The organism is Nocardioides sp. (genome assembly GCF_047607185.1).
GTDB lineage: Bacteria > Actinomycetota > Actinomycetes > Propionibacteriales > Nocardioidaceae > Nocardioides.
On sequence record NZ_JASGDQ010000068.1, the window covers coordinates 15113 to 40246 of the forward strand.

Annotated in this window: 20 protein-coding genes and 1 riboswitch; of the genes, 18 read left to right on the top strand and 2 right to left on the bottom strand. The window is 70.7% G+C overall.

Annotated features, from left to right (window positions below; all coding sequences use genetic code 11):
- Positions 1-3: 3 nt before the first annotated feature.
- The 8 genes from QM595_RS07765 (at position 4) to thrC (ending at position 12533) form a co-directional block, all read left to right on the top strand.
- Complete coding sequence (locus QM595_RS07765; protein ID WP_415170970.1) at positions 4-1506, top strand: sugar ABC transporter ATP-binding protein; 1503 nt, start codon at positions 4-6, stop codon at positions 1504-1506.
- Positions 1503-2531, top strand: a complete 1029-nt coding sequence (locus QM595_RS07770; protein ID WP_415170971.1) for an ABC transporter permease — start codon at positions 1503-1505, stop codon at positions 2529-2531. Before QM595_RS07765 ends, QM595_RS07770 begins: the two co-directional genes overlap by 4 nt.
- Complete coding sequence (locus QM595_RS07775; RefSeq protein WP_415170972.1) at positions 2528-4474, top strand: GMC family oxidoreductase N-terminal domain-containing protein; 1947 nt, start codon at positions 2528-2530, stop codon at positions 4472-4474. The genes QM595_RS07770 and QM595_RS07775 overlap by 4 nt, the downstream gene beginning before the upstream one ends.
- Before the next feature lie 60 nt (positions 4475-4534).
- Positions 4535-5980, top strand: coding sequence for an aldehyde dehydrogenase family protein (locus QM595_RS07780; protein WP_415170973.1), 1446 nt, complete (start codon positions 4535-4537; stop codon positions 5978-5980).
- Between the two features lie 87 nt (positions 5981-6067).
- A complete protein-coding gene (locus QM595_RS07785; protein ID WP_415170989.1) occupies positions 6068-8041 on the top strand; it encodes a primary-amine oxidase in 1974 nt (657 codons plus the stop codon).
- A 117-nt stretch (positions 8042-8158) separates the two neighbouring features.
- On the top strand, positions 8159-10168 hold the full coding sequence (locus QM595_RS07790) for an acyltransferase family protein (protein ID WP_415170974.1): 2010 nt from the start codon (positions 8159-8161) through the stop codon (positions 10166-10168).
- A gap of 53 nt (positions 10169-10221) precedes the next feature.
- Positions 10222-11055 carry a trehalose-phosphatase gene (gene otsB / locus QM595_RS07795; RefSeq protein WP_415170975.1) on the top strand — a complete coding sequence of 278 codons (834 nt, stop codon included), beginning with the start codon at positions 10222-10224 and terminating at the stop codon, positions 11053-11055.
- A gap of 88 nt (positions 11056-11143) precedes the next feature.
- A riboswitch (SAM riboswitch) is annotated at positions 11144-11279 on the top strand.
- A gap of 9 nt (positions 11280-11288) precedes the next feature.
- Complete coding sequence (gene thrC / locus QM595_RS07800; RefSeq protein WP_415170976.1) at positions 11289-12533, top strand: threonine synthase; 1245 nt, start codon at positions 11289-11291, stop codon at positions 12531-12533.
- Positions 12534-12694: 161 nt separating this feature from the next.
- Here the strand turns inward: thrC and QM595_RS07805 are convergent, their stop codons facing one another.
- Complete coding sequence (locus tag QM595_RS07805; protein ID WP_415170977.1) at positions 12695-13645, bottom strand: 2-dehydropantoate 2-reductase; 951 nt, start codon at positions 13643-13645, stop codon at positions 12695-12697.
- 58 nt (positions 13646-13703) lie between these two features.
- Between QM595_RS07805 and QM595_RS07810 the strand changes: the two genes are divergently transcribed.
- From QM595_RS07810 to QM595_RS07855, 10 genes are all read left to right on the top strand, one after another.
- Positions 13704-14483 (top strand): FkbM family methyltransferase, encoded by a 780-nt coding sequence (locus QM595_RS07810; RefSeq protein WP_415170978.1) that lies wholly within the window; start codon positions 13704-13706, stop codon positions 14481-14483.
- Positions 14480-15511, top strand: a complete 1032-nt coding sequence (locus QM595_RS07815) for a glycosyltransferase domain-containing protein (RefSeq protein ID WP_415170979.1) — start codon at positions 14480-14482, stop codon at positions 15509-15511. The genes QM595_RS07810 and QM595_RS07815 overlap by 4 nt, the downstream gene beginning before the upstream one ends.
- A gap of 238 nt (positions 15512-15749) precedes the next feature.
- Positions 15750-17375, top strand: a complete 1626-nt coding sequence (gene groL / locus QM595_RS07820; RefSeq protein WP_415170980.1) for a chaperonin GroEL — start codon at positions 15750-15752, stop codon at positions 17373-17375.
- 149 nt (positions 17376-17524) lie between these two features.
- Positions 17525-17989, top strand: a complete 465-nt coding sequence (locus tag QM595_RS07825; protein ID WP_415170981.1) for an RNA polymerase sigma factor — start codon at positions 17525-17527, stop codon at positions 17987-17989.
- Positions 17990-17993: 4 nt separating this feature from the next.
- Positions 17994-18572 carry a hypothetical protein gene (locus tag QM595_RS07830; RefSeq protein ID WP_415170982.1) on the top strand — a complete coding sequence of 193 codons (579 nt, stop codon included), beginning with the start codon at positions 17994-17996 and terminating at the stop codon, positions 18570-18572.
- Positions 18569-19126, top strand: coding sequence for a nucleotidyltransferase family protein (locus QM595_RS07835; RefSeq protein ID WP_415170983.1), 558 nt, complete (start codon positions 18569-18571; stop codon positions 19124-19126). The genes QM595_RS07830 and QM595_RS07835 overlap by 4 nt, the downstream gene beginning before the upstream one ends.
- Positions 19127-19180: 54 nt before the next feature.
- Positions 19181-20065, top strand: coding sequence for an AAA family ATPase (locus QM595_RS07840; RefSeq protein ID WP_415170984.1), 885 nt, complete (start codon positions 19181-19183; stop codon positions 20063-20065).
- Between the two features lie 126 nt (positions 20066-20191).
- Complete coding sequence (locus tag QM595_RS07845) at positions 20192-21280, top strand: vWA domain-containing protein (RefSeq protein WP_415170985.1); 1089 nt, start codon at positions 20192-20194, stop codon at positions 21278-21280.
- Positions 21273-22439: an XdhC family protein gene (locus QM595_RS07850; RefSeq protein WP_415170986.1), complete on the top strand. Its 1167-nt coding sequence runs from the start codon at positions 21273-21275 to the stop codon at positions 22437-22439. Before QM595_RS07845 ends, QM595_RS07850 begins: the two co-directional genes overlap by 8 nt.
- A gap of 105 nt (positions 22440-22544) precedes the next feature.
- Positions 22545-23765, top strand: coding sequence for a transcriptional regulator (locus QM595_RS07855; protein WP_415170987.1), 1221 nt, complete (start codon positions 22545-22547; stop codon positions 23763-23765).
- A 54-nt stretch (positions 23766-23819) separates the two neighbouring features.
- Here the strand turns inward: QM595_RS07855 and QM595_RS07860 are convergent, their stop codons facing one another.
- Positions 23820-25013, bottom strand: coding sequence for a kynureninase (locus tag QM595_RS07860; RefSeq protein ID WP_415170988.1), 1194 nt, complete (start codon positions 25011-25013; stop codon positions 23820-23822).
- Positions 25014-25134 lie beyond the last annotated feature (121 nt).

Sequence of the window (25134 nt, forward strand, 5' to 3'; positions counted from 1 at the left end):
GCCATGACCGATCCCATCCTCGAGCTGCGCAACATCCACAAGAGGTTCGGACGCACACATGCCTTGAAGGGTGTCGACTTCGCGTTCCGTCCCGGCGAGGCACACGCCCTGCTGGGCGAGAACGGGTCGGGCAAGTCGACGCTGATGAAGATCGCCTACGGCGAGTACTCCCCGACCGAGGGGGAGATATTGCTTCACGGCACCCGGGTGAGCTTCGCCAATCCGTTGCACGCCGCGGCGGCCGGAATCACGATGGTCGCCCAGGAGGTGCCGGTCGTCGAGGCCCTGTCGGTGGCGGAGAACATCGTGCTGGGCAATCTCCCCACGCGGGGTGGCCGCGTCGACTGGAAGGCGATGTCGACCAGGGCTGAGGCGGCTCTCGCCGAGCTCGGATCCAGGATCAGCCCACGGGCTCTGGTCAACTCGCTCGGCCCGGGTGACAAGCAGATCGTCGCGATCGCGCGCGCCATTGCGGCACGGGCGCAGGTGGTCATCCTCGACGAGCCGACCAGTTCGCTGACCGCGGAGCGGGTCGAGGCCCTCTTCGCGATCGTCGAGCGGATGAAGGAGCGCGGAACCGCCATCGGGTTCATCTCGCAACGTCTACAAGACATCGCACCCGTCGCCGACCGTGTCACCGTGATCCGCGACGGCTCGGCGGTCGCCACCCTCCCGATCGCCGAAGCGGGGGAGTCGACCATCACTCGGTTGATGGTCGGCCGGGACCTCGACGACTACTTTCACCGCGAGGTCGCGCAGGTCCCGGACACCTCCGGTCGGGATCCGGCTGTCGTGGTGCGTGGTCTGACCAACGGTCGAGAGCTGGTCGATGCCAGCTTCGAGGTCGGTCCGGGCGAGATCGTCGGGTTCGCCGGGCTGGTCGGCTCCGGCCACGTCAACGTGGTGCGCTCCATCTTCGGTGCCGAGCCCTCGAAGGGCGAGGTCATGGTCGGCGGCCTTCCCTACCCACGTCGGAACCCCAAGCGGTCGATCAAGCGAGGCATGGCCTTCGTCACCGGCGACCGCAAACGAGAGGGAATCGTGGGCGCTCGGCCCACCGGCGAGAATCTCACGCTCGTCCACAACAACAGGCTCGACGTCACGCCAGTGCGACGTGGCCGCCTCCAGCAATCGATTCGGGCGGCCATCAAGGAGCTCCAGGTCCGTCCCTCGAACCCGGCGCTGCTCGCGGGCAGTCTCTCGGGCGGCAACCAGCAGAAGGTCGTGCTCGGCCGCTGGCTCGACCACTCACCCCGGATCTTCCTCCTCGACGAGCCGACCCGGGGCGTGGACGTCGGCGCGAAGTCCGAGATCTACCGGGTGCTGCGCCAGCTCGCCGCCGAGGGTTGCGCGGTGCTCGTCAGCTCTTCGGAGAACGGCGAGCTGATTGGCCTCTGCGACCGGGTGATCACCCTCTTCAAGGGCGAGATCAACGCCGACATGACGACCCAGGATCTCGACGAACTGACCATCGCCGAGAAGATCGCAGGAGTGACTCACGGATGACCGAGAACCCCGCCCCGCCGCTAGCCGGCACCGACGACAGCGGCACGAACTCGAACCCCGCCGTGGCCATGGCCGCGGGCCTCTATCGGCAGGTCCGGCACTTCGCCGGTGCGCTGGGCGCCCTCGTGGTCATCTTCGTCGGCCTGAGCATCAGCCAGGACTTCTTCCTCACCAAGGGGAACATCCTCAACGTCCTGACCGCCAACTCCTCGCTGCTGATCGCCGCGGTGGGGCTGACCTTCATCATCATCTCGGCTGGCTTCGACCTCTCCCTCGGGGCCATCTTCGCTGCCGCGGGGTACGTCGTCTGGCGCGCGATCGAGTCAGGCGTCCCGCCCTGGCTCGCGCTCGTCCTCGGCACCGTCCTGGCCGGCCTTCTCGGCGGCGCGGTCAACGGCGTCCTGGTCGGCAAGTTCCGGCTCAACTTCTTCGTCGTCACCCTGGGGACGAGCTCGCTCTTCACCGGGGTCCTCGAGGTGATCACCAACGGGCAGACCAATGCCATCGCCATGCCGGAAGGCGGTGCGATCGAGTGGCTCGGCAACGGTGAGCTGCTCGGCATCCGGGTGCCGGTCATCGTCGCGCTCGTCGTAGTCCTGCTCGCCGGCTACGTGCTGCGCTTCACCTCGCTCGGCAGGGCGATCTATGCTGTCGGCGGCAATCCGGAGGCGGCCCGGTTGGCCGGCATCAACGTCACCGCCGTCTACATCTCGGTCTATGCCATCGCCGGCTTCCTCGCGGGCGTAGCCGGCGTCGTGGACGCCTCACGGCTGGCGTCGGCAGACCCGACAGCGGGCTCCACCCTCGCCCTGACGGCAGCGGCCGGGGTCCTGCTCGGGGGGACCAGCTTCTTCGGCGGCATCGGCGGTGTCAGCGGGACCGTGGTCGGGGTGCTGCTGATGGCCTTCTTGTCGAACGGTCTCAACATCCTCGGCATCTCCGCTTGGTGGCAAGGCGTCATCACTGGTCTGGTGCTCGTACTCGCCGTCATTCTCGACAAGCTTCAGACCCGAGCCTCCCGATGACCGATCCTGTGACGCTGCTCAAGGCGATCTGCGACACCCTCGTCCCGTCCTTGCGCGGTGACACCGGGTCGGCCGCCGTCGACGAGCTGCTGGCCGCGGGCGCGGTTCACGATGGCACGGCCGACATCATCCCGAGCGTCGTGGCCGGACTCGCGCCTCATGCCCGCGACCTCGTGGAGGTCGCGCTCGCCACGCTGGCGGCCGACTTCGTCGCCTTGGACGCTCCGGCTCGGGAGGAGCGCTGGAAGCAACTCGTCGAGGACCCCGAGACCCGGCCGGGCGCGTTCATCCTGCAGAGCACGATCCTGTCGGTCTTCTACACCAGCCCCGATGCCGACGGATCGAACCCCACCTGGGCAGGCATCGGCTATCCAGGCCCGCTGCTCCCGCCACCGGGCGAGGAGGAGTTCCCCAAGACCCTGGCCACCGTGGCCGTCCCGGTCGGCGACGGCCCGATCGAGCTGGTCACCGACGTCGTCGTGGTGGGCTCGGGTGCCGGGGGCGGCCCGGCCGCCGCGCGGCTCGCGGGAGCCGGGCTCGAGGTCATCGTGGTCGAGAAGGGTTCCTACCGGAACGAGCCGGACCTCCCGCAACTCGAGGCTCTCGCCTTCCCCAACCTCTATCTCGGCGGCGGCTACCTCTGGTCGAGTGACGCGAGGATGGCGCTGCTCGCCGGGTCGACGGTCGGCGGCGGAACGACAGTGAACTCGATGGCCTCGCTCCCGACGCCGTCATATGTGCTGGAGGAGTGGCGGGCCGCCGGGATGAGGGACGCCGACGACCTGAGCTTCGGCGCTCACATCGCGACGGTGATGGAGCGGATCAACGCCCGGACCGAGAACACCGTGGACAACGCGGTGGGCGCGATCCTGAACCGCGGTCTCGACGCTCTCGGCATCGCGCGTGAGGTCATTCCTCGCAACGCGAAGGACGACGACACTCGGTTTTGCGGCGAGTGCAACGCCGGCTGCCTGCTCGGGTGCAAGCAGTCGACCATGAAGACCTTTCTCCAGGATGCCTCCGATGCGGGGGCGCTGTTGCTCGCGGACACCACGATCACCCGCGTCGTCACCGCGGCCGGCCGGGCAGTGGGTGTCGAGGGGACGCTCCTCGTCGACGGCTCCCCTCGGCAGGTCACCGTGCGTGCGCAAACGGTCGTGCTCGCGGCCGGTGCTCTCATGACGCCACTGATCCTGGAGGCCTCCGGCATCGGCGGCCCCGCGGTCGGCGAGAACCTGCACGTGCACGCGTCGTACTTCATGAGCGGCGTCTTCGACGAGGTCGTGAATCCCTGGGAGGGACAGATTCTCACCTCGGTCTCCTACGACTTCGACGACGTGGTCGAGCATCACGGGTTCATGGTCGAGTCGGCACCGATGGGCATCGGGTTCTGGTCCGGCCTGACTCCCTGGGCGGGCGCGCGTCAACACAAGGCGGAGATGCTGCGATTCAGGCACGTCTCAGGGGTATGGGGCTGGAAGCGCGACCACGGCGCAGGGTCCGTGCGTGCCGGCGCCGACGGGATGCCGGTGGTGCACTGGGGGCTCGACGACGCGACCGATCTCGCGGTGGTCCGGGACTGTCACGTCCAGCTCGCGCGCATCCTGCACGCGGCCGGTGCGCGGGAGATCTACACCTTCCTGCCCTCAGACCCGCGCTGGCGGCAGGGCGAGGACTTCGAAGCCTTCCTCGAACGACTGCGCGGACTGAGCGCCGAGCAGATCTTCTCGCTCTCCGCCCATCAGTCCGGATCCGCCGCCACCGGCCGCGACCCGGCGACCTCGGTGGTCGACGGCGAGGGCCGCCTGCACGATGTCGAGGGCGTGTACGTCGTGGACGCGTCCGCACTTCCGACGGCCCCCGGCGTCAACCCGATGGTCTCCATCGAGGCCTTCGCCCACAAGACGGCCGGCCACATCGTCGAACACCTGCGTACGGCCTGACGGTTCGGTCAACGGACCATCGAGATGCGGTCGCGGAGTCGAAGCAACTAGACCTTTGCCATGACCACCACCCAGCTGCTGATCGGCGAGGAGTGGGTCGACGCCGCGGACGGCGCGACCGCCGCGACGATCAACCCGGCCAATGGCGAGGTCATCGGCACCTTCGCCGACGGCTCGGCAACCGATGTCGACGCCGCGGTCGCTGCGGCTCAGGCCGGCTTCGAGTCTGATGCCTGGCGGGGGATGAGTCCTGACGCGCGCGGCAAGGTGCTGTGGAGGGTCGCCGAGCTGATCGAGGAGAACGCGGTGGAGATCGCCGCCCTCGAGACCCTCGACCAAGGACAGCCCACCTTCGTCTCCACCAATATCTCGGTGCCGCTGGCTGCGCAGGTCTTCCGCTACTACGCCGGCTTCGCTACCAAGCTCGAGGGCAAGATCTCGCCGGTCTCGATCCCCGATCAGCTCAGCCTCCAGCAGCGCTCGCCGCTCGGCGTCGTCGGCCTCATCACGCCCTGGAACTTCCCGCTCGACATCGCGGCCTGGAAGCTCGCCCCGGCGTTGGCGACCGGCAACGCGACCATCCTCAAGCCTGCCGAGCAGACCCCGCTCTCGACCGTCCGCCTCGCCGAGCTCTGCCTCGAGGCCGGCGTCCCCGCCGGTGTGGTCAACCTCGTCACCGGCGGCCCCGAAGCCGGTCGGGCCCTGGTCGCCCATCCTGGTGTCAAGAAGATCTCCTTCACCGGCTCCACCGCGGTAGGCCGGGAGATCGTCAAGACCGCTGCCGCGGATCTCAAGCGGGTCGGACTCGAGCTCGGCGGCAAGGCGGCCTCGATCATCTGCGACGACGCCGACATCGACGCCGCGGTCGTCGGCAATCTGCAGGGCGCGCTGTTCAACACCGGGCAGGCCTGTGGTGCGTTCACGCGCTTCTTCGTCCACCGGGCGCGCGTCGACGAGTTCGTCACCAAGCTCGCCAGCGCTGCCGACTCCCTCAAGATCGGCCCTGGCCAGGAGGCGGACACCGTCGTTGGCCCGCTCGTCTCCGCCGAGCATCTCGATCGGGTCGATGGCTACGTCCGCTCGGGCGAGCAGCAGGGCGCCGAGCTCGTCACCGGCGGCGAGCGCGTCGGTGGAGCGCTGGAGAACGGCTTCTTCTACCAGCCGACCGTCTTCACCGAGGTCGAGGACGACATGACGATCGCACAGGAGGAGATCTTCGGCCCGGTCCTCTCCGTGATGCCGTACGACGACCTCGACGAGGCCGTCGCGCGAGCCAACGGCACGTCGTACGGCCTGGTCGGAGTCGTCTGGACCCAGGACCTCAAGACCGCTCACACGCTGCCGAGCCGCATCGAGGCCGCCACGGTCTTCGTCAACCAGCTTCCGTTGATCGACCCCGGCTCCCCCTGGGGCGGCCTGGGTGCCTCCGGCTGGGGCCGTGAGCTCGGCTCGTACTCGATCGAGGAGTACACCGAGACCAAGACGACCTTCATCAACCTGGGCTGACCTGCCTTCGGCCACAGGACAACTCGACAACAGGCTCTCGGTGAACTGCGGCCCGCAAGGAGACGGGACGTGTGTCGTAGCCGGAACGTGCAACGAAAGGCAACACCAATGCACAGTCCCCTCTTCGACGCGTTGACCGCTCAGGAGATCAGCATTGCCTCGACCGTGATCAAGAAGGCCGGCATCGCCGGCGAGCGGCCGGGCTTCGGCTCGCTCTTCACCCACGAGCCCGACAAGGCCAGGCTGCGGGCGGGCGAGAGGACTTCGCGCCAGGCTCGGGCGCTGGTGCTCGACCGCACCTCGGCCGCGACCTACGACGTGATCGTCGACCTCGACGCGCAGGTCATCTTGTCCTCGACCAGGCTCGTCGACGGCGGAGCGCAGATGTTGGCCGAGGAGATCGAGATCGTCGACCGGGTCGCGAAGGCCGACTCGGCCTACGTCGCGGCGCTCGCCAAACGGGGCATCACCGACCTGACCCTGGTCCAGCTCGATCCGTTCGGAGCCGGCAATATCGCCGATGTCGACCTCGAAGGCCGTCGGCTGTGGGCGTGCGTGACCTACTTCCGGCACTTCGCCGAGGACAACGCCTACGCGCACATCGTCGAAGGCGTCATCGCGATCGTCGACACCGTCAAGGGCGAGGTCTTCGAGCTCCGCGACGCGGGCGTGAAGCCGATGCCGATGGCCTGCAGCAACTACGTCGCCGAAGCCAATGGCCCGATGCGCGACGACATCAGGCCTCTCGACATCGTGCAACCGGACGGTCCGGGCTTCGTCCTCGACGGCCCACAGATGATGTGGCAGAAGTGGCGCTTCCGGATCAACATGCACCCGATCGACGGCCTGGTCCTGTCCGGGGTCGAGTACGACGACGCCAAGACGGGCGAGCCGGCGAACTACCGCTCGGTGATGCACCGCGGCTCCCTCGCCGAGATGGTCGTCCCCTATGGCATCCCCGAGGAGGCGCACTATTTCCGCAGCGCCTTCGACGCTGGCGAGTACGGCCTCGGCCGGATGGCGAACTCACTCACACTCGGCTGTGACTGCCTCGGTGAGATCACCTACCTCGACGCGGTGATGGCCGACGACGACGGCGATCCCCTCGTCATCAAGAATGCGATCTGCATCCACGAGGAGGACGCCGGCATCTTGTGGAAGCACACCGACTGGGTGACCGGGAACGTCGATGTCCGTCGCTCCCGCAAGCTCGTCGTCAGCTTCATCGCCACCGTCGGCAACTACCACTACGGCTTCTACTGGAACTTCTTCCAAGACGGTCATATCGAGGTCGACACCAAGCTCATGGGCGTCGTCCAGACCATCGCCTTCGAAGACGGCCAGACACCGGTCGGCGCCAGCATCATCGCCGAGAACCTTGCCGCCACCTGGCACCAACACCTCTTCAACTTCCGTCTCGACATGGAGGTCGACGGCTGGCAGAACTCGGTCGTCCAGAGCGACGTGGACGGCGCTCCGGTCGGGCCGGAGAACCCCTATGGCAACGCCATCCGCGTGACCAAGACCGTCCTCTCGACCGAGCAGGACGGCGACGGCATGACGAGCCCGCACACCGCTCGCACCTGGACGGTGATCAACGCGGACAAGAAGAACGCCTGGGGAGTGCCGGTCGGCTACAAGCTGCTCCCCGGCTGGGCCCAGGACACCTTGATCGCCCAGGAGCCCTCTTTGATGGTGAAGCGTGCCGGATTCGCGACCAGGAACCTCTGGGTGACGCCGTACTCGCCCGACGAGATGCATGCCGCGGGCGATCAACCCAACGGGGACCGGTCCGGGGCCGGACTTCCTGCCTGGACCGCGGCGAATCGGTCCGTCCAGAACACCGACATCGTGCTGTGGCACACCGTCGGCGTCACTCACATCCCGCGCGCCGAGGACTGGCCGGTGATGCCGAACGAGGTGGCGTCCTTCTCGCTGCTGCCGAGCAACTTCTTCGACAAGTCGCCGGCGCTCGATGTGCCCGATCTGTCGAGGTCACGCTGCTCCTCAGCCGGTGCTTGTGCCCACTGTCCGCCAGGCCAGTGCACCTGCGGACAGTGAGACCCGGCCCTCGCCGAAGAGGGCATCGCACGTCGCGCGATCCCCGCCGTGCATCGATCATCTAGCAGGCTACTAGGCTTTCCGGGCGACTTGGATCGTCGAGCTGAGGGAGCCAGGTTGGACCGCCGCCGCGACATCCAGGGGCTGCGCGCGGTCGCGGTCGGCCTGGTCGTCGCCGCGCACGCCGACGTGCCACGCCTGGTCGGCGGGTTCATCGGCGTCGACGTGTTCTTCGTCGTCTCCGGCTTCCTGATCACGACGCTGCTGCTGCGCGAGGGCCGTCGTACCGGCACGGTGTCACTGGGCGGCTTCTACGCCCGCCGCGCCCGCCGCATCCTGCCGGCCGCCACCGTGGTGCTGCTGGCGACGCTGCTGGTCGCCGCGGCCTCGCTGTCGGTCGCCCGGGTGGACCAGGCGGCGACCGACGCCATCTGGTCGGCGGTCTTCCTCGCCAACGTCCACTTCGCGGCCGCCGGCGCCGACTACTTCGCCCCCGACACCACCTCGGTGTTCCAGCACTACTGGTCACTGGCGGTGGAGGAGCAGTTCTACCTGCTGTGGCCGCTGCTGACGCTGGTCATGGTGAGGGCGCGGCTGCCACGCGGCATGATGCTCGCGATCACCGGCACCGTGGTGCTGCTCTCCTTCGCCTGGTCGATGCGGGTCACCGACGCCGACCCGGTCGCCGCCTACTTCTCCTCGCCGGCGCGGGCCTTCGAGGTCGGCGCCGGCGCCCTGCTCGCGGTCTGGCGGCCGCGGGTCCCGCGCCGGGCACAGTGGCTGCTCGGCCTCGTCGGCCTGGCCGGGCTGGTCGCCTCGGTCGTGGTGATCGACGCCTCGACGCCGTTCCCCGGGTCGTACGCCGCACTGCCGGTGCTCGCCACCGTCGCGCTGCTGGCCGCCCGGCGCGGGCCGGTGGCCTGGCTGCTGTCCCGGCAGCCGCTGTGCTGGATCGGCGACATCTCCTTCTCGCTCTACCTGTGGCACTGGCCGGTGCTGCTGCTCGGCCCGGCCCACCTGCCCGACGCCTGGCCGCCCGGGCTCCTCCATGCGGTGCTGGTCGCGGTCTCGGTGGCGCTCGCCACCGCCAGCTACTACCTCGTCGAGCAGCCCTTCCACCGCCGCCGACGGCCGCTGCTGCGCGGCGGCTGGGGGCTGGTGCTGTGGCCGGTCACCGTCGGCGTCGTGGTGACGGGCTCGCTGAGCGCGACCGCCCACGCCCGCGACGCCGTGGCCGCGGAGCGTGAGGTCGCCGGCAGCTGGTTCACCCAGCACTCGGAGGCGCTGACACCTCCCGACCCGGCCGACATCGAGGGCTCGCTCGCCCGGGCGGTCGGGTTCGCCCGGGAGGGCGCGCCGCTGCCGGCCGTCGACCTCGACGAGCACGAGCAGGACGTGTGGCGCACCGACTTCGACTGCTACGCCGGCTTCGAGGACAGCAGCACCAGGCTGTGCGACTACGGCGACACCGCCGCCGACGAGCTGGTGGTCGTCTACGGCGACTCCCACGCCGGCATGTGGCTGCCGGCGCTGGACGAGCTCGGCAAGACCCAGCACTTCCGCGTCGTACCGCTGATCAAGTCCTCCTGCGCGCCCTTCGACGTGCCTCAGACGCTCGGCGGCAAGCCCTACCCGAGCTGCGCGGAGTTCTACGACTGGGCGATCGCCGAGATCGCCGAGCTGCACCCCGCGGCGGTGGTCGTCGGCTACCGCGGCCTCTACCAGGTGCAGGCCGCTGCCGACGTACGCGACGAGGTCTGGTCGACCGGCGTCACCGCCACCGCCCAGGCGCTCACCGCCGCCGCGCCGACCGTCGTCGTCCTCGCCGACCTGCCGCAGCGGGCGCTCCCGGCCGCCGACTGCCTCTCGACCCCCGGCGCCGACCAGCTGACCTGCCTCGCCCCGATCGCCGGCAACGGCATCGTCAGCAACCCGCTCACCGCCGCCGCGCTCGACGGCACCGGCGCCCGGTTCGTCGACCCACGTCCGCTGGTGTGCGCCGCCGGCGTCTGCCCGCTGGTGGTCGGCGACCAGGTCGTCTACTACGACGACGACCACGTCACCGCCTCCTGGGCCCGGCTGGTCGCACCAGCCCTCGGCGGCCTGATCGGCCCGCTGTTGCCGTGATGTTCACCCGGTTCGATTGCCCTGGCGCCCGGTCCGCATGGTCTCCTAGGGGCATGCAGTTCGTGTCGCCGTTGGGAGAGGAGCGGTACGACGCCTTCGTGGCCGCGGCCGCCGGCGCGATCATCGCCCTCGACTTCGACGGCACGCTGGCGCCGATCGTCGACGACCCGACCAAGGCGCGGATCCACCCCGACGCGGCGCAGGTGCTGCTCGGCCTCGCCCCCCGGGTGCTGGCCATCGCCGTCGTCACCGGCCGGCCCGCCCGCCAGGTGCTCGACCTCGGCGGGCTCGAGGACGTCGCCGACGAGCTCGCCGCGGCCGGCACGGAGCTCTACGTCTTCGGGCAGTACGGCAACGAGCGCTGGTCCTCCTCCCGGCGCGCCATCGTCGGACCCCGGCCGCCGCACGGCCTGGCCACCTTCCTGCGCGAGCTGCCGCGCACCCTGCGTCTCGCCGGTGCCGGCGAGGCGTACGTCGAGGAGAAGGGTCTCGCCGTCGCGGTGCACACCCGCCGGCTGTCCGATCCGGAGGCTGCCTTCCAGGCGCTGCTGTCACCGCTGACCGGGCTGGCCTCGGCCCACGACCTGGTCGTCGAGCCCGGCCGCCAGGTCATCGAGGTCCGCTCCGACGGCATGGACAAGGGCTTGGTCGTCGAGCGCCTCATCCACGCCCTCGACGCCAAGGCGTTCCTCTTCGCCGGCGACGACCTCGGTGACGTGGAGGCGTTCGACACCGTCGCCGCCTACGCCAAGGAGGGGATGCCGACGCTGCTGGTCGCCTCCGCCTCCTCGGAGGAGTCGGTGCTGGTGCCGCTGGCCGACGTGGTGGTGCGAGGGCCGGCGGGCGTCCTCGACCTGCTGCGCCGGATCACGGCCGACGCCTCCTGAGGGCGGGGCGTTCACATGCCGAGACGCCCTGCCCAGGATGTGGGATAGCGATTTCCGTGCGGCCCGGCGGAGCGCCTAGGGTTGGCAGTGCTCATCGAGAGGGACTGAGGGAACGGCCCAGTGAAGTCCCGGCAACCGACCAGCTTCTCCTCCCGCCAGGGTGGCGCTGGGCGCGGTGCTAAATCCGGCCCGGCGCGACCGTCGCGTAGCGGGGAAGATGAGGAGGAGGACTCATGAGCAACCTGCGCGAGGGTGCGTTCGGGAACGCGACCGCCCTGTCCTGTCGGGAGTGCGGCACCCAGGTCGAGCTGGGCCCGTCGTACGCCTGTCCCGAGTGTTTCGGCCCGCTCGAGGTGGCCTACGACTTCCCGGCCGTGTCCCGGGAGGAGATCGAGGCCGGCCCGGCCAACATCTGGCGCTACAAGGCGCTGCTGCCGGTGCCGGCCGACATCGAGGACAGCCCCAACACCGAGCCCGGCTTCACCCGGCTGCTCAAGGCCGACAACCTCGCTCGCGAGCTCGGTCTCGACACGCTGTGGGTGAAGGACGACTCGACCAACCCGACTAACTCCTTCAAGGACCGGGTGGTGGCCTGCGCGCTCAGCGCGACCCGCGAGCTCGGCAAGACCGTCTTCGCCTGCCCCTCGACCGGCAACCTGGCCAACGCCGTCGCCGCTGCCGGCGCCCGGGCCGGGATCAAGACCGTCGTCTTCATCCCCAGCAACCTCGAGCAGCCCAAGCAGGTCAACTCCGCGATCTTCACCGACAACCTGGTGGCCGTCGACGGCAACTACGACGACGTCAACAAGCTCGCCCAGGAGATCGCCGCCGAGGAGGACGGCTGGGCGTTCGTCAACGTCAACGTGCGCCCGTTCTACGCCGAGGGCTCCAAGACGCTGGGGTATGAGATCGCCGAGCAGCTCGGCTGGCGGCTGCCCGACCAGATCGTCATCCCGGTCGCCTCCGGCTCGCAGCTGACCAAGGTGCACAAGGCCTTCCAGGAGCTGATCAAGCTCGGCCTCGTCGAGGGCAAGCCCTACCGCATCTTCGGCGCCCAGGCGGCCGGCTGCTCACCGGTCTCGACCGCCTACAAGGCAGGCGTCGACGCGATCCGCCCGGTCAAGCCGGACACCATCGCCAAGTCGCTGGCCATCGGCAACCCCGCCGACGGCATCTACGTCCTCGACATCGCCCGGGAGACCGGCGGCGCGGTCGAGGACGTCACCGACGACGAGGTCCGCGCCGGCATCGTGCTGCTGGCCCGCACCGAGGGCATCTTCACCGAGACCGCCGGCGGCACCACCGTGGCGGTGCTGAAGAAGCTGGTCGAGACCGGCCAGATCGACACCTCCCTGGAGACCGTCGTCATCAACACCGGCCACGGCCTGAAGACCCTGGAGTCGGTCCAGGATGCCGTCGGCCCCAAGGCCACCATCGCCCCGTCGTACGACGCCTTCGAGGCCGCCGGCATCCTCTGAGCCGCCGAGAGGTCCCTCTTTGCCCCTCGAAGGGTCTCGCTTTGCCCCTCGAGAGGTCTCCTTTGGACCTGCTTAGGGCATTTCGCGACCTCTCGACGGGCCGATAGGGACCTCTCGACGGGCAAAGAGGGACCTCTCGGGTGATGGAGAGCGCGGGCGGATCAGAAGAGGCCGCGAACCCGGGCGTGGAGGCGGGCCAGGCCGAGCAGCGTCTCCAGCTCCGGTGTGGCGACGCCGACCGCCCGACCGGTCTCGACGACGCTGGTCACCAGGGCGTCCAGTTCCACGGCGCGGCCCGCCTCGACGTCCTGCAGCATCGAGGTCCGAGCGGCACCGAGCCGTCTGGTGACCACATGGCGCTCCTCGGGCGTGGTGTCCAGCGGCAGCCCGATCGCGGCGCCGACCGCCGCCGCCTCGCTCATGCACCGGCTGGCGAAGGCCCGGGTCAGCGGGTCGTCGAGGATCAGGTCCATGGTGGCGCCGGTGATCGCCGAGAGCGGGTTCATCGTCATATTGCCCCAGAGCTTGAACCAGATGTCGGCCTGGATCCGGGGTGAGACCTCGGTCGGGAGTCCGGCGTCCGAGAGCACCCGGGCGAGGTTCACCGCCCGGTCGCTGACGTCGCCGCGCGGCTCCCCGACGACCAGCCGCTCCAGGAAGCGACACTCGACCACGCCGGGCGCCGGCCGGGACGCGCTCAGGTGGGTCACCGACCCGAGGATGCTCCCGCGCGGGATCGGTGCCATCGCCGCGGCCCGCAGCGAGGGCACCTCCGGCCGGGTGTCGAGGCCGTCGAAGAACCACCATGGCACCCCATTGGTCATGCTCAGCACCGTGGTGTCCGGCCCGGCCAGCGCGCCCACCTGCTCGGCCACGGCGGGCAGCGCCGTCGTCTTCACGCTGAGCACGACGACGTCCGGCGTGCCGAGATCGGCGACGTCGTCGGAGGCGAGGATCGGGTAGCTGCCCTCACCGACCAGCCGCAGCCCGTCACGTCGTACCGCGGCCAGCGTCTCGCCGCGCGCCAGCGCCGAGACGGCCACGCCGCTGCCCGCCAACCGCGCCCCGACCAGCCCGCCGACCGCGCCCAGCCCCACGATGCACACCCTCACGGCGCGACACTAGCCCGGGCTGGCCCCCACAGCGTGGTCGGCTAGGGTCCCTCGCGACATGAGTGAGGACTTCGCGCTCACCCGAGCTGGCAAGCGTATCTACGTCGACCCGACCGATCCTCGTGCCGGGCACTTGCAGGCTGCCCAGGGCGACTTCAACCCGGGCTCGTTGCGGCTGTGGGAGCGGGCTCTCGGGCTGTGGCACTGGCAGGTGGTCGTCGACGTGGGCGTGAACTACGGCGAGATGCTCGTGGGGCCCGAACTGCCGCGAGGTGCTCGGGTGATCGGCTTCGAGCCCAACCTCGATCTCCATCCCTTCCTGCGTCGCACCCTTGCCGAAGCGGGGCTGGACGTCGAGATCAGCGACCGCGCCGTCGCCGACCACGCCGGCAGTGCGGTGTTCGCCGTCGACCACGACTGGTCGGGGACGTCGTCGCTGTTGGAGGTACGTTCTGCCGGCGGGCACACCACCACCGTGACGGTGCCGGTGACGACCCTCGACGAGGCGTTGGCCGACGCGCCGGGCGCCGTGTGCGTCAAGGTCGACGTGGAGGGTGCGGAGCCGGCGGTGCTGGCCGGCGCTCGCGCGCTCATGACGGAGCGTGAGCACTGGGCGATCATGCTCGAGGTCCACCACCTGCCCGCCACCACGTTGGCCACGTGGGCAGATCAGCAGACGGTCCTGCTCATGGATCGGCGCACCTCGGGCCTGATCAAGCTGCCGGGACGTGACCCGATGCTGGCGGCCGATCTGCTCGGCGCCAGCTGGCTGTATCCGCAGGACTGCCTCATGGTGAGCCCGGCGATCGCCGAGGTGGCATGGGAGGTCGCCGCATGACCAGGCGTGTCGTCTACACGGCACTGATCGGCTCCTACGAGAAGCTATGGGAGCAGCCGACGGCGTCGGATTCCGAGATCGAGTTCGTCTGCTTCACCGACAACCCCGAGCTGCGCAGCGACACCTGGCGGATCGAGCCCGCCGTGCCACTGCTGCCGGAGGACCCGATTCGCAGCGCTCGGCACCTCAAGATCGTCGGTCATCCACTGCTCGCCGATGTCGAGGAGACGCTCTGGCTCGACGCCAGGGTGGTGCTCAAGGTCGATCCCGCCGCCATCCTCGACGAGTGGCTCGCGGGCTCCGACCTCACCCTGCCGTGCCACTCGTTCCGTCCCAGCGTCGTGGCGGAGTTCGCGGAGGTCATCCGGATGGGGCTCGATGATCCGGCCCGGATCCACGAGCAGCTCAACCACTACGCCCTCGAAGGCACCGATCGGCTGCAGCGGCTGGTCCCGTGGACGGCGATCATCGCCCGTCGTCACACGGCCGCAGTCGAGCGAGCCATGGCCGAGTGGATGCGTCACGTGTGGCGCTACTCCCGGCGCGACCAGCTCTCCTTCGTCGAAGCGATGGCGCGTGCGGAGCTTCCCACGCGGCTGGTGGATCTGCCCAACCTGGAGTCCGATCTGCATCGATGGCCCGCTGGCGTCGGACGCGACGAGCGTGTTCCCGCCTGGAAGGTGGCCGAGAGCCTGCTCGCGCCGGTCATCAGGGTGGGGGTGCTCGAGCTCGAGCTGGAGCGCGCGACGCGGGCCATGTCCACCAGCCTGGAGCAACGAGAGGACCAGCTGCAGGCGCTCGAGTCGCAGGTTCGCGACCTGACCGAACAACTGGGCCAAGCCCGGGCGCATGCCGATGAGCTGCGTGGGGAGGTCGCCCGCCACCACCAGAACGTCGTCGACCTCCACCAGGAGCTCTCGCTCAAGGACGAGAAGCTGGCGCGTCGGCAGCGGCGCATCCGCAAGCTACGGGCGGAGATCGAGGAGCGTGACGCGGCGCCGGCGGGCTTCTGGCGCGGCCGGCGCTAGAGCGCCTGTCGTCGGCGGGTCAGGTACGAGCCTGGCCGGTTGCTCGTCTGGCAGGTCGGCACGCTGACGAGGATCCTCGGCCAGGCGGCGGAGGCCAGTTTCGCCGACCTGGCGAGCAACTGATCCGTCGTACCCTCTCCTTGCACTCGCAAGGGTCGAGTGCTAAACATGAGGTTGGCACTCTCGACCTGAGAGTGACAACACCGAACTTCGATCACAACGAAGGATCGCAGGAGCTATGCCGAAGCTGATTGCATTCGACGAGGAGGCCCGGCGCGGTCTCGAGCGTGGCATGAACACGCTGGCCGACGCCGTCAAGGTCACCCTCGGCCCCAAGGGCCGCAACGTCGTCCTCGAGAAGAAGTGGGGCGCCCCCACGATCACCAACGATGGCGTGAGCATCGCCAAGGAGATCGAGCTCGAGGACCCCTACGAGAAGATCGGCGCCGAGCTGGTCAAGGAGGTCGCCAAGAAGACCGACGACGTCGCCGGTGACGGCACCACCACCGCCACCGTGCTCGCTCAGGCGCTCGTTCGCGAGGGTCTGCGGAACGTCGCCGCCGGCGCCAACCCGATGGGCCTCAAGCGGGGCATCGAGGCGGCCGTCGACGCCGTGTCCGAGCAGCTGCTCGCGCTGGCCAAGGACATCGAGACCAAGGAGGAGATCGCCTCCACCGCCTCGATCTCCGCGGCTGACACCACCGTCGGCGAGATCATCGCCGAGGCGATGGACAAGGTCGGCAAGGAGGGCGTGATCACCGTCGAGGAGTCGAACACGTTCGGCCTCGACCTCGAGCTCACCGAGGGTATGCGGTTCGACAAGGGCTACATCTCGGCCTACTTCGTCACCGACCCTGAGCGGATGGAGGCGGTCCTGGAGGACCCCTACATCCTCATCGCCAACCAGAAGATCTCCAACGTCAAGGACCTGCTGCCGCTGCTGGAGAAGGTCATCCAGTCCGGCAAGCCGCTGGTCATCATCGCCGAGGACGTCGACGGCGAGGCGCTGTCCACCCTGGTCGTCAACAAGATCAAGGGCACCTTCAAGTCCGTCGCCGTCAAGGCCCCGGGCTTCGGCGACCGCCGTAAGGCCATGCTGCAGGACATCGCGATCCTGACCGGCGGCCAGGTCATCTCCGAGGAGGTCGGCCTCAAGCTGGAGACCACCGACCTGTCGCTGCTGGGCACCGCCCGCAAGGTCGTCATCACCAAGGACGAGACCACCATCGTCGATGGCTCCGGCGACCAGTCCCAGATCGAGGGCCGGGTCAACCAGATCCGTGCCGAGATCGAGAAGTCGGACTCCGACTACGACCGCGAGAAGCTCCAGGAGCGCCTCGCCAAGCTGGCCGGCGGCGTCGCCGTCATCAAGGTCGGCGCGGCCACCGAGGTCGAGCTCAAGGAGCGCAAGCACCGCATCGAGGACGCCGTCCGCAACGCGAAGGCGGCCGTCGAGGAGGGCATCGTGCCCGGCGGTGGCGTCGCGCTGGTCCAGGCCGGTGCCACGGCGTTCGAGAAGCTCGAGCTCGACGGTGACGAGGCCACTGGTGCCAATATCGTCAAGGTCGCCATCTCGGCCCCGCTGAAGCAGATCGCCATCAACGCCGGCCTCGAGGGCGGCGTCGTGGCGGAGAAGGTCGCCAACCTGCCGGCCGGTCAGGGCCTCAACGCCGCCACCGGCGAGTACGTCGACCTGCTGGCCGCGGGCATCATCGACCCGGCCAAGGTGACCCGCTCGGCGCTGCAGAACGCCGCGTCGATCGCCGCGCTGTTCCTCACCACCGAGGCCGTCGTGGCCGACAAGCCGGAGAAGGCCCCGGCGATGCCCGACCCGTCGGGCGGTATGGGCGGCATGGACTTCTGAGTCCCGCTCCCAGACGACGACAGCGGCCCCCACCCGATCGGGTTGGGGGCCGCTTCGCGTCTCGGGGACGTCATGCGGATGGAGTCAACGGGTGCTCCGTCCGCATGACGCTACGGGCTGGGCCGGCTCGTCTGGCAGGGTTTCTAGGCGTGAATGACTTCGAGGCGCTGGTGCGCGAGGCGGTGGAGCCGCTGCGACGGTTCCTCGCCCGCCGTACCGACCCCGAGACGGCCGCCGACGTCCTGGCCGACACTCTGCTGGTCGCTTGGCGGCGGCGCAAGGAGATCCCGGCGGAGCCGCTGCCCTGGCTCTACGCCACCGCCCGGCACTGTCTGGCCAACGCCGAGCGGTCGGTACGACGACGGGCCCGCCTCGACGCCCGGCTGGCTGCCGAGCCCGAGACCCCGGCGGCCCCGGAGCACGACGAGGTGCTGATCGCGTTGGCCGCGCTCACCGCGACCGAGCAGGAGCTGCTGCGGCTGTGGGCCTGGGAGCAGCTGACGCCGGCGGAGATCGCGACGATCCTCGACCTCACCCCCAACGCGGTCAGCATCCGGCTCTCCCGGGCCAAGCAGCACCTGCGTGAAAGACTCGCCGCCCAGCCGGACATGTAGGGGCATGGACGACGAGCAGCTCCGGGACCGACTTCGCGCCGCCGACCCTGCCGCAGGGTTGACGCCCCTGGACCCCGGCCAGGTCACCACCCTGGTCGAGGCATCGAGCACGCCGGCCCGGCGCCCGGCGGCCTGGCTGGTGGGCGCTGCGGCGGCCGTCATCCTGGTCCTCGGCGGCACCGTGTTCGCGCTGCAGTCGCGCGGCGGCGACCCCGACGACGAGCTGGTCGCCGATCCCGGCCCCGTCACCGTACCCACGCTCGCGCTCACCGTGTCACCGGTGACGGGCAAGTGCCTGGTGCCGACCCCGGAGCTGCTGCGCGACGTCGACGAGGCCTTCGCCGGCACCGTCACCGCGGTCGACGGCGACCAGGTCACCATCACCCCGACCGCCACCTTCGCCGGCACGCCCGCCGAGACGGTGACGATCACCGCGCCGACCCTTCCCGAGATCGAGGTGCGGTTCGAGGCCGGTGGCAGCTACCTCGTCGCCGCCACCGACGGCCAGGTGCGCGGCTGCGGCTTCAGCGGCCCGGCCACCGCCGAGCTGCAGTCGCTCTACGACCAGGCGTTCCCGGGGTGAGGGTCGCCGGCCTGCTGCTCGCCGCCGGCGCGGGAAGCCGGATGGGCACCCCGAAGGCGCTGGTGCGCGACGAGGACGGCCCCTGGCTGCCTCGCGGCGTGACGACGCTGCGCGACGGCGGTTGCACGACGGTCACCGTGGTCCTGGGCGCGGCGGTGGCCGAGGCCGTCGAGCTGCTCGACGGCCTCGGCGTCGACACCGTCGTCGCCCACGACTGGGCCGACGGCATGAGCGCCTCGCTCCGCGCCGGGCTGACCTCGCTCGACGCCGACTCCACCGAGGCCGCCCTGGTCCACCTCGTCGACCTGCCGGACGTCGGCCCGGACGTCGTACGACGCGTGCTCGGTGCCGCCGGTCCCGGCGCGCTGGCCCGGGCCGGCTACCAGGGCGTCCCGGGCCACCCGGTGCTGCTCGGCCGCGACCACTGGCAGGGGGTGGTCGAGACCGCCACCGGCGACCAGGGCGCCAAGCCCTATCTGAGGTCCCACGAGACCGCGCTGGTCGAGTGCGGCGACCTCGCCACCGGCATCGACGTCGACAGCTTCCCGGACTAAGCGACTGCTTGAGTCCAACCCCTCGCCAACGGCTCGCTGGGTAGCCTTGGTGTCATGGAGAGCCTGTCCGCCGCCGAGCTGACGGATCGGCTTGCCCGCACCGGCTATCTCACCGACGACGCGCTCGCGACGATCGCCTTCCTGGCGCTGCGGATGCAGCGGCCGCTGCTGCTGGAGGGCGAGCCCGGCACCGGCAAGACCGCGCTGGCCGAGGCGCTGGCCGAGTGCCTGGAGCTGCCGCTGATCCGGTTGCAGTGCTACGAGGGCATCGACGCCACCCAGGCGCTCTACGACTGGGACTTCCCGCGCCAGATCCTCCACCTGCGCGCCCTCGAGGCGGCCGGGGAGGGAGCCAAGGACGGGCAGAGCGTGGAGGAGACCGAGAAGAGCCTGTACGACGAGCGCTTCCTGCTCGCCCGGCCGGTGCTGGCCGCGCTGCAGCAGAGCCCGGCGGTGCTGCTGATCGACGAGGTCGACCGCGCCGACGACGAGTTCGAAGCGTTCCTGCTGGAGGTGCTGTCCACCTACCAGGTCACCATCCCCGAGCTCGGCACCGTCCGCGCCGCCGAGCCGCCTGTCGTCGTACTCACCTCCAACCGCACCCGCGAGTTGCACGACGCCCTCAAGCGCCGCTGCCTCTACCACTGGATCGACCACCCCGGCCTCGACCGCGAGGTGGCGATCGTGCGCGGCCGCGCCCCCGAGGTCTCCGAGACGCTGGCCCGCCAGGTCGTCGGCATCGTCCAGCAGGTCCGCGATGAGCAGGGCCTGCTCAAGCCGCCCGGCGTCGCCGAGACCCTCGACTGGGCCCGGGCGCTGTCCTACCTCGGCTCCGAGCAGGTCGACCTGCCCGCCGCCGCGGCCACCCTCGGGGCGCTGGTCAAGCACCGCGAGGACTCCGACCGGGTACGGGTCGCGCTGGAGAGGCTGTTGTCGTGAGCGAGCTTGCGAGCGAACCACAGGCGTCACGCCGCCCCGGAGCGCAGCGAGGAGGGCGGTCGTGAGCGAGCTTGCGAGCGAACCACAGGCATCACGCCGCCCCGGAGCGCAGCGAGGAGGGCGGTCGTGAGCGATCGGGTCCTGCTCGGCTTCACCACCGCCCTCCGCGCCGCCGGGGTGCCGGTCACGCCCGACCGGTCTCGGGCCTTCCTGGAGGCGGTCAGCCTGGTCGGCCTCGACGACCGCCGGGCGACCTATGTCGCCGGTCGCGCCACGCTCTGCGGCTGTCTCGACGACCTGGCCCGCTACGACCGGGTCTTCGAGGCCTACTTCGGCTCCCGCGACGGGCTGCCGATGCGCCGCCCGGTCAAGAACGCGGTGCCCACGACCGCCGGCGACCTGCCGCTCGACGACGGCACCGGGGAGAGCACCGAGCAGGCCGACCCGGTCGCGCTGGCCAGCGCCGCCGAGGTGCTGCGGCACCGCGACGTGGCCCACCTCTCCGCTGCCGAGCGGCAACGGCTCGCCGCGCTGTTCGCGACCCTCCGTCCCACCGCGCCGAGGCGTCGTACCGCCCGCCGTGAGCGGTGGCGCCGCGGCGCCGTCGACGCCCCGCGCACCCTGCGCGCCAGCCTGCGCCGGATGGGCGAGCCAGCCGAGATCGCCCGCCGTCGCCGCGCCGCCAAGCCCCGCCGGATCGTGCTGCTGGTCGACGTCAGCGGCTCGATGAGCGGGTACGCCGACGCGCTGCTGCGGCTCGCGCACCGGCTCACCCAGACGTTGCCGCAGGTCGAGACGTTCACCGTCGGCACCCGGCTCACCCATGTCACTCGGGCGCTGCGACAGCGCGACCCCGAGCGCGCCCTGGTCGCGGCCGGCGAGACGGTGCCGGACTGGTCCGGCGGCACCCGGCTGGGGGAGACGCTGCGGGCGTTCAGCGAGCGGTGGGGCCGGCGCGGGATGGCCCGCGGCGCGGTGGTGGTGATCTTCAGCGACGGCTGGGAGCGCGGCGACGTCAGCCAGCTCACCGAGCAGGTCCGGCTGCTGCGCCGGGTGGCCCACCGGGTGGTGTGGGTCAACCCGCACCGCGGCAAGGACGGCTACGAGCCGGTCCAGGCCGGCGTCCGGGCGGTGCTGCCCTATGTCGACGACTTCGTCGCCGGCCACTCGCTGGCGACCTACGCCACCCTCTGTCAGGTGATCGCCGATGCGTGACGTCCTCGATGAGCTGATGGCGTGGTACGACGCGGGGGAGTCGGTCGGCGTCGGCACCGTCGTCGCCACCTTCCGCAGTGCGCCGCGTCCACCCGGCGCCAGCATGTTGGTCGGGCCCGACGAGACCGCCGTCGGCAGCGTCTCCGGCGGCTGCGTCGAGGGCGCGGTCTACGAACTCGCCAAGGAGGTCGTCGCCTCCGGCGAGCCCAGCCTGCAGCGCTATGGCGTCTCCGACGACGACGCCTTCGCGGTCGGACTGACCTGCGGCGGCATCCTCGACGTCTACGTCGAGAAGATCGACCGCGAGACCTTCCCCGAGCTCGGCGAGGTCGCCGCCGACATCCGGGCCGGCCGGCCGGTCGCGCTCGCCACCGTCGTCGACCACCCCGATCCGGCCTGGCTGGGCCGCCGGCTCGTCGTACGTCCGGAGGCGGGTAGCTACGACCGGACTGCGGTCGTCACTACCCCGGCGGTGGCCGGCTCACTCGGCTCGGAGCGGGCCGAGGCCGCCGTCCGCGACGACGCTCTCGGCCTGCTCGCCCAGGGCACCAACGCCACCCTGACCTACGGCCCGGACGGCGAGCGCCGGGGCGAGGGGATGCGGGTCTTCGTCTGGGCCTTCGCGCCCAAGCCGCGGATGCTGGTCTTCGGCGCCATCGACTTCGCGGCGGCGGCGGCCCGGGTGGGCAGCTTCCTCGGCTACCGGGTCACCGTCTGCGACGCCCGGCCGATCTTCGCGACCAGGAGCCGCTTCCCCGACGCCGACGAGGTCGTCGTCGACTGGCCCCACCGCTACCTGCAGGCCGAGATCGACGCCGGCCGCATCGACGGCCGCACCGTGCTCACCGTGCTCACCCACGACCCGAAGTTCGACGTGCCGCTGCTGGAGGTCGCGCTACGGCTCCCCGAGATCGGGTACGTCGGCGCGATGGGCTCACGCCGCACCCACGAGGACCGCGCCCTCCGCCTGAAGGAGGCCGGCCTGACCGACGACGAGATCGCCCGGCTGCACAGCCCGATCGGGCTCGACCTCGGCGCCCGCACCCCCGAGGAGACCGCGATCTCCATCGCCGCCGAGATCATCGCCGGCCGGTGGGGCGGCTCGGGGGAGAAGCTGGCCACCCGCGACGGTCGCATCCACCACGACGCCGAGCGCTGACCCCGGCCACCGGGCCGACGCGAGCAGCAATGGCTCGCCGGCGACCCCGGACACGCTCGTGACGGGCTCTAGTGACCGGGGTCACATCGCGTTACCGTGGCCGGCATGGCCCGAGGTGAGCTGCAGGTGCGCCGGCTGGCGATGCTGCGCGCCTGGACCGCCTTCCTCGAAGACGGCGACGCCGCCGAGCCGCTGGTGCGCCCCGAGATCCTGCGCAGCTGGGCCCGCTCCGGGGCGGCGGTCGCTCCCGACGTACCCGAGGCGCCACTCGCCGACGAGTCGGAGACCGCCTACTACTGGCGCCACTCGACGCTCCAGGTGGCCGTCGAGCGGGTCGAGGAGGAGCTGCGCCGCACCGCCGAGGACGGCGACCTCGTCATCGCGGTGACCGACCCCGACACCCGGATCCTGTGGACCTACGGCGGCCGGGTGATGCGCCGGCGGGCGGAGACCGTCAACTTCGTGCCGGGCGGTCGCTGGGACGACGAGTCGGTCGGCACCAATGCCCTCGACCTCGCCAACCGCGACGACGCCGCCTCGATGGTCTTCTCCGCCGAGCACTACGCTCAGGTGGTGCACAACTGGGTCTGCTGGGCCGCGCCGGTGCACGACCCGGTCAGCGGTGCCCGGCTCGGCGTCGTCGACCTCTCCACGACCTGGGACCGCACCCACCCGATCGGCCTGGCGACCGCTCGGATGGCCGCCCGGCTGATCGAGTCGGCGCTGCCCTACAGCGCCCCGGGCCCGAGCGAGGAGGCCGACGAGCCCGGCCTGGTGATGACCCTGCTGGGCACCGCCGAGACCTGGCTCGACGGGCGGCGACTGCTGTTCAACCGCCGGCAGACCGAGATCCTGGCGCTGCTCGCGCTCCACCCCGAGGGGCTTTCACTGGAGCAGCTCCACGCCGCCGTCTACGGCGACCAGGCGGTCACCTTCTCCACGCTCAAGGCGGAGGTCTCCCACCTGCGGCACGCGCTCGGCGGCCAGCTCGCCTCGCGCCCCTACCGGCTGCTCATGCCGGTGGCGACCGATGTCGAGCACGTGCTCTCGCTGCTGCGCCGGGGCCAGGTCGGCCCGGCGGTCGACGCCTACGGCGGCGACCTGCTGCCGGGCACCAATAGCCCGGCCCTGGTCGACCTGGCCGAGTACGTCGCCGTCGCGGTCCGCGAGGCGCTGCTGGCCCGCCCCGAGCCCGACGCGGTGATGCGCTACAGCGAGCTGGCGCCGTACGACGTCGAGGTGGTCGAGGCGTGCCTGGCCGCACTCGACGACTGGCACCCGGCGATCCCGTTGCTCAAGGGCCGGCTGGCCGTGGCTCGCGGCTGAGAACGTGTTCTGAGGGGTTGTGAAGGATTCGTGGTCCTGGGGGTCACTCTCTGGTCACAACTCGTCGGCGACCGCCGTCAGGCCGGCGAGCACCTCGGCGAAGCCGGTCGACAGCGGCGAGAGGCCGACTCGCAGCCCGGTGGGCGGGCGGAAGTCGGGGATCACCCCCCGCTGCCACAGCCGTGCCGTCACCTCGCGGAAGGACGGATGGTCGAGCATCACGTGGCCGCCGCGGCGATCGGGGTCGCGGGGTGAGGAGACGGCCACGCCGTGTGGGGTGAGCAGCTCGTCGGCGACCCTGATCGCGAAGCTGGTCAGTGCTACCGACTTCTCCCGGATCGCGGTCATCGTGGCCTGCTCGACCAGCGTCAGCATCTCCCGCATCGGCAGCATCCCGAGGATGGGCGGCGTGCCGCTGAGGAAGCGCCGCGCCCCGGCCGCCGGCTGGTACGACGGCCCCATCGCGAACGGGTCGGCGGCGCCCATCCAGCCCTGGATCGGCTGGCGCAGCTCGTCGAGCAGCCGGGCGGCGACGTACCCGAATGCGGGGGAGCCCGGGCCGCCGTTGAGGTACTTGTAGGTGCAGCCGACCGCCAGGTCCACCTCGTCGGCGTCCAGGGACAACGGCACCGCGCCGACCGCGTGACACAGGTCCCAGAGGACCAGCGCGCCGGCCGCGTGCGCGGCGGCGGTGATGGCGGGCAGGTCCGCGATCTCGGCGGACCGGTAGTCCACGTGCGCGAGCAGCACCAGGGCGGTCCGCTCCGAGACCGCCTCGCGGACGGTGTCGAGGGAGACCGCCGGGAGCCAGCGCAGCGTCGAGCCGGTCTCCGCCGCGATCCCCTCCAGCACGAACCGGTCGGTGGGGAAGTTGCCGGTGTCGGCGACGATCTCGGTCCGGCCCGGCCGCCCGGCCAGCGCCGCCCGGGCGAGCTTGTAGAGCATCACCGACGTCGAGTCGGCCACCACCACCTGACCGGGCGCGGCGCCCAGGCACACGCTGGCGATCCGGTCGCCCACCTGGGTCGGCCAGTCCATCCACTCCTCGTCCCACGACCGGATCAGCCGGTCGCCCCAGGCCCCGCCGACGAACTCCGCGAGCCGTGCCCCGGTGGCCGCCAGCGGCCGGCCCAGCGAGTTGCCGTCCAGATAGGCCACCACGCCCGGGGTGGTCACGAACAGCGAGCGGTACGACGCCAGCGGGTCCGCGTCGTCGAGGGCACTGGCACGATCCGCGATCAGGCTCACTGGTCTACCTTCCTGATGTTGGCGCTTCCCGATGGAGCGTCAATGCACCCGAGGTGCCACCAGGTCATCGCCCTGCTCGCTCGACGCCGTTGATGTCCAGCATGAGATCTGCGAGGTCTGG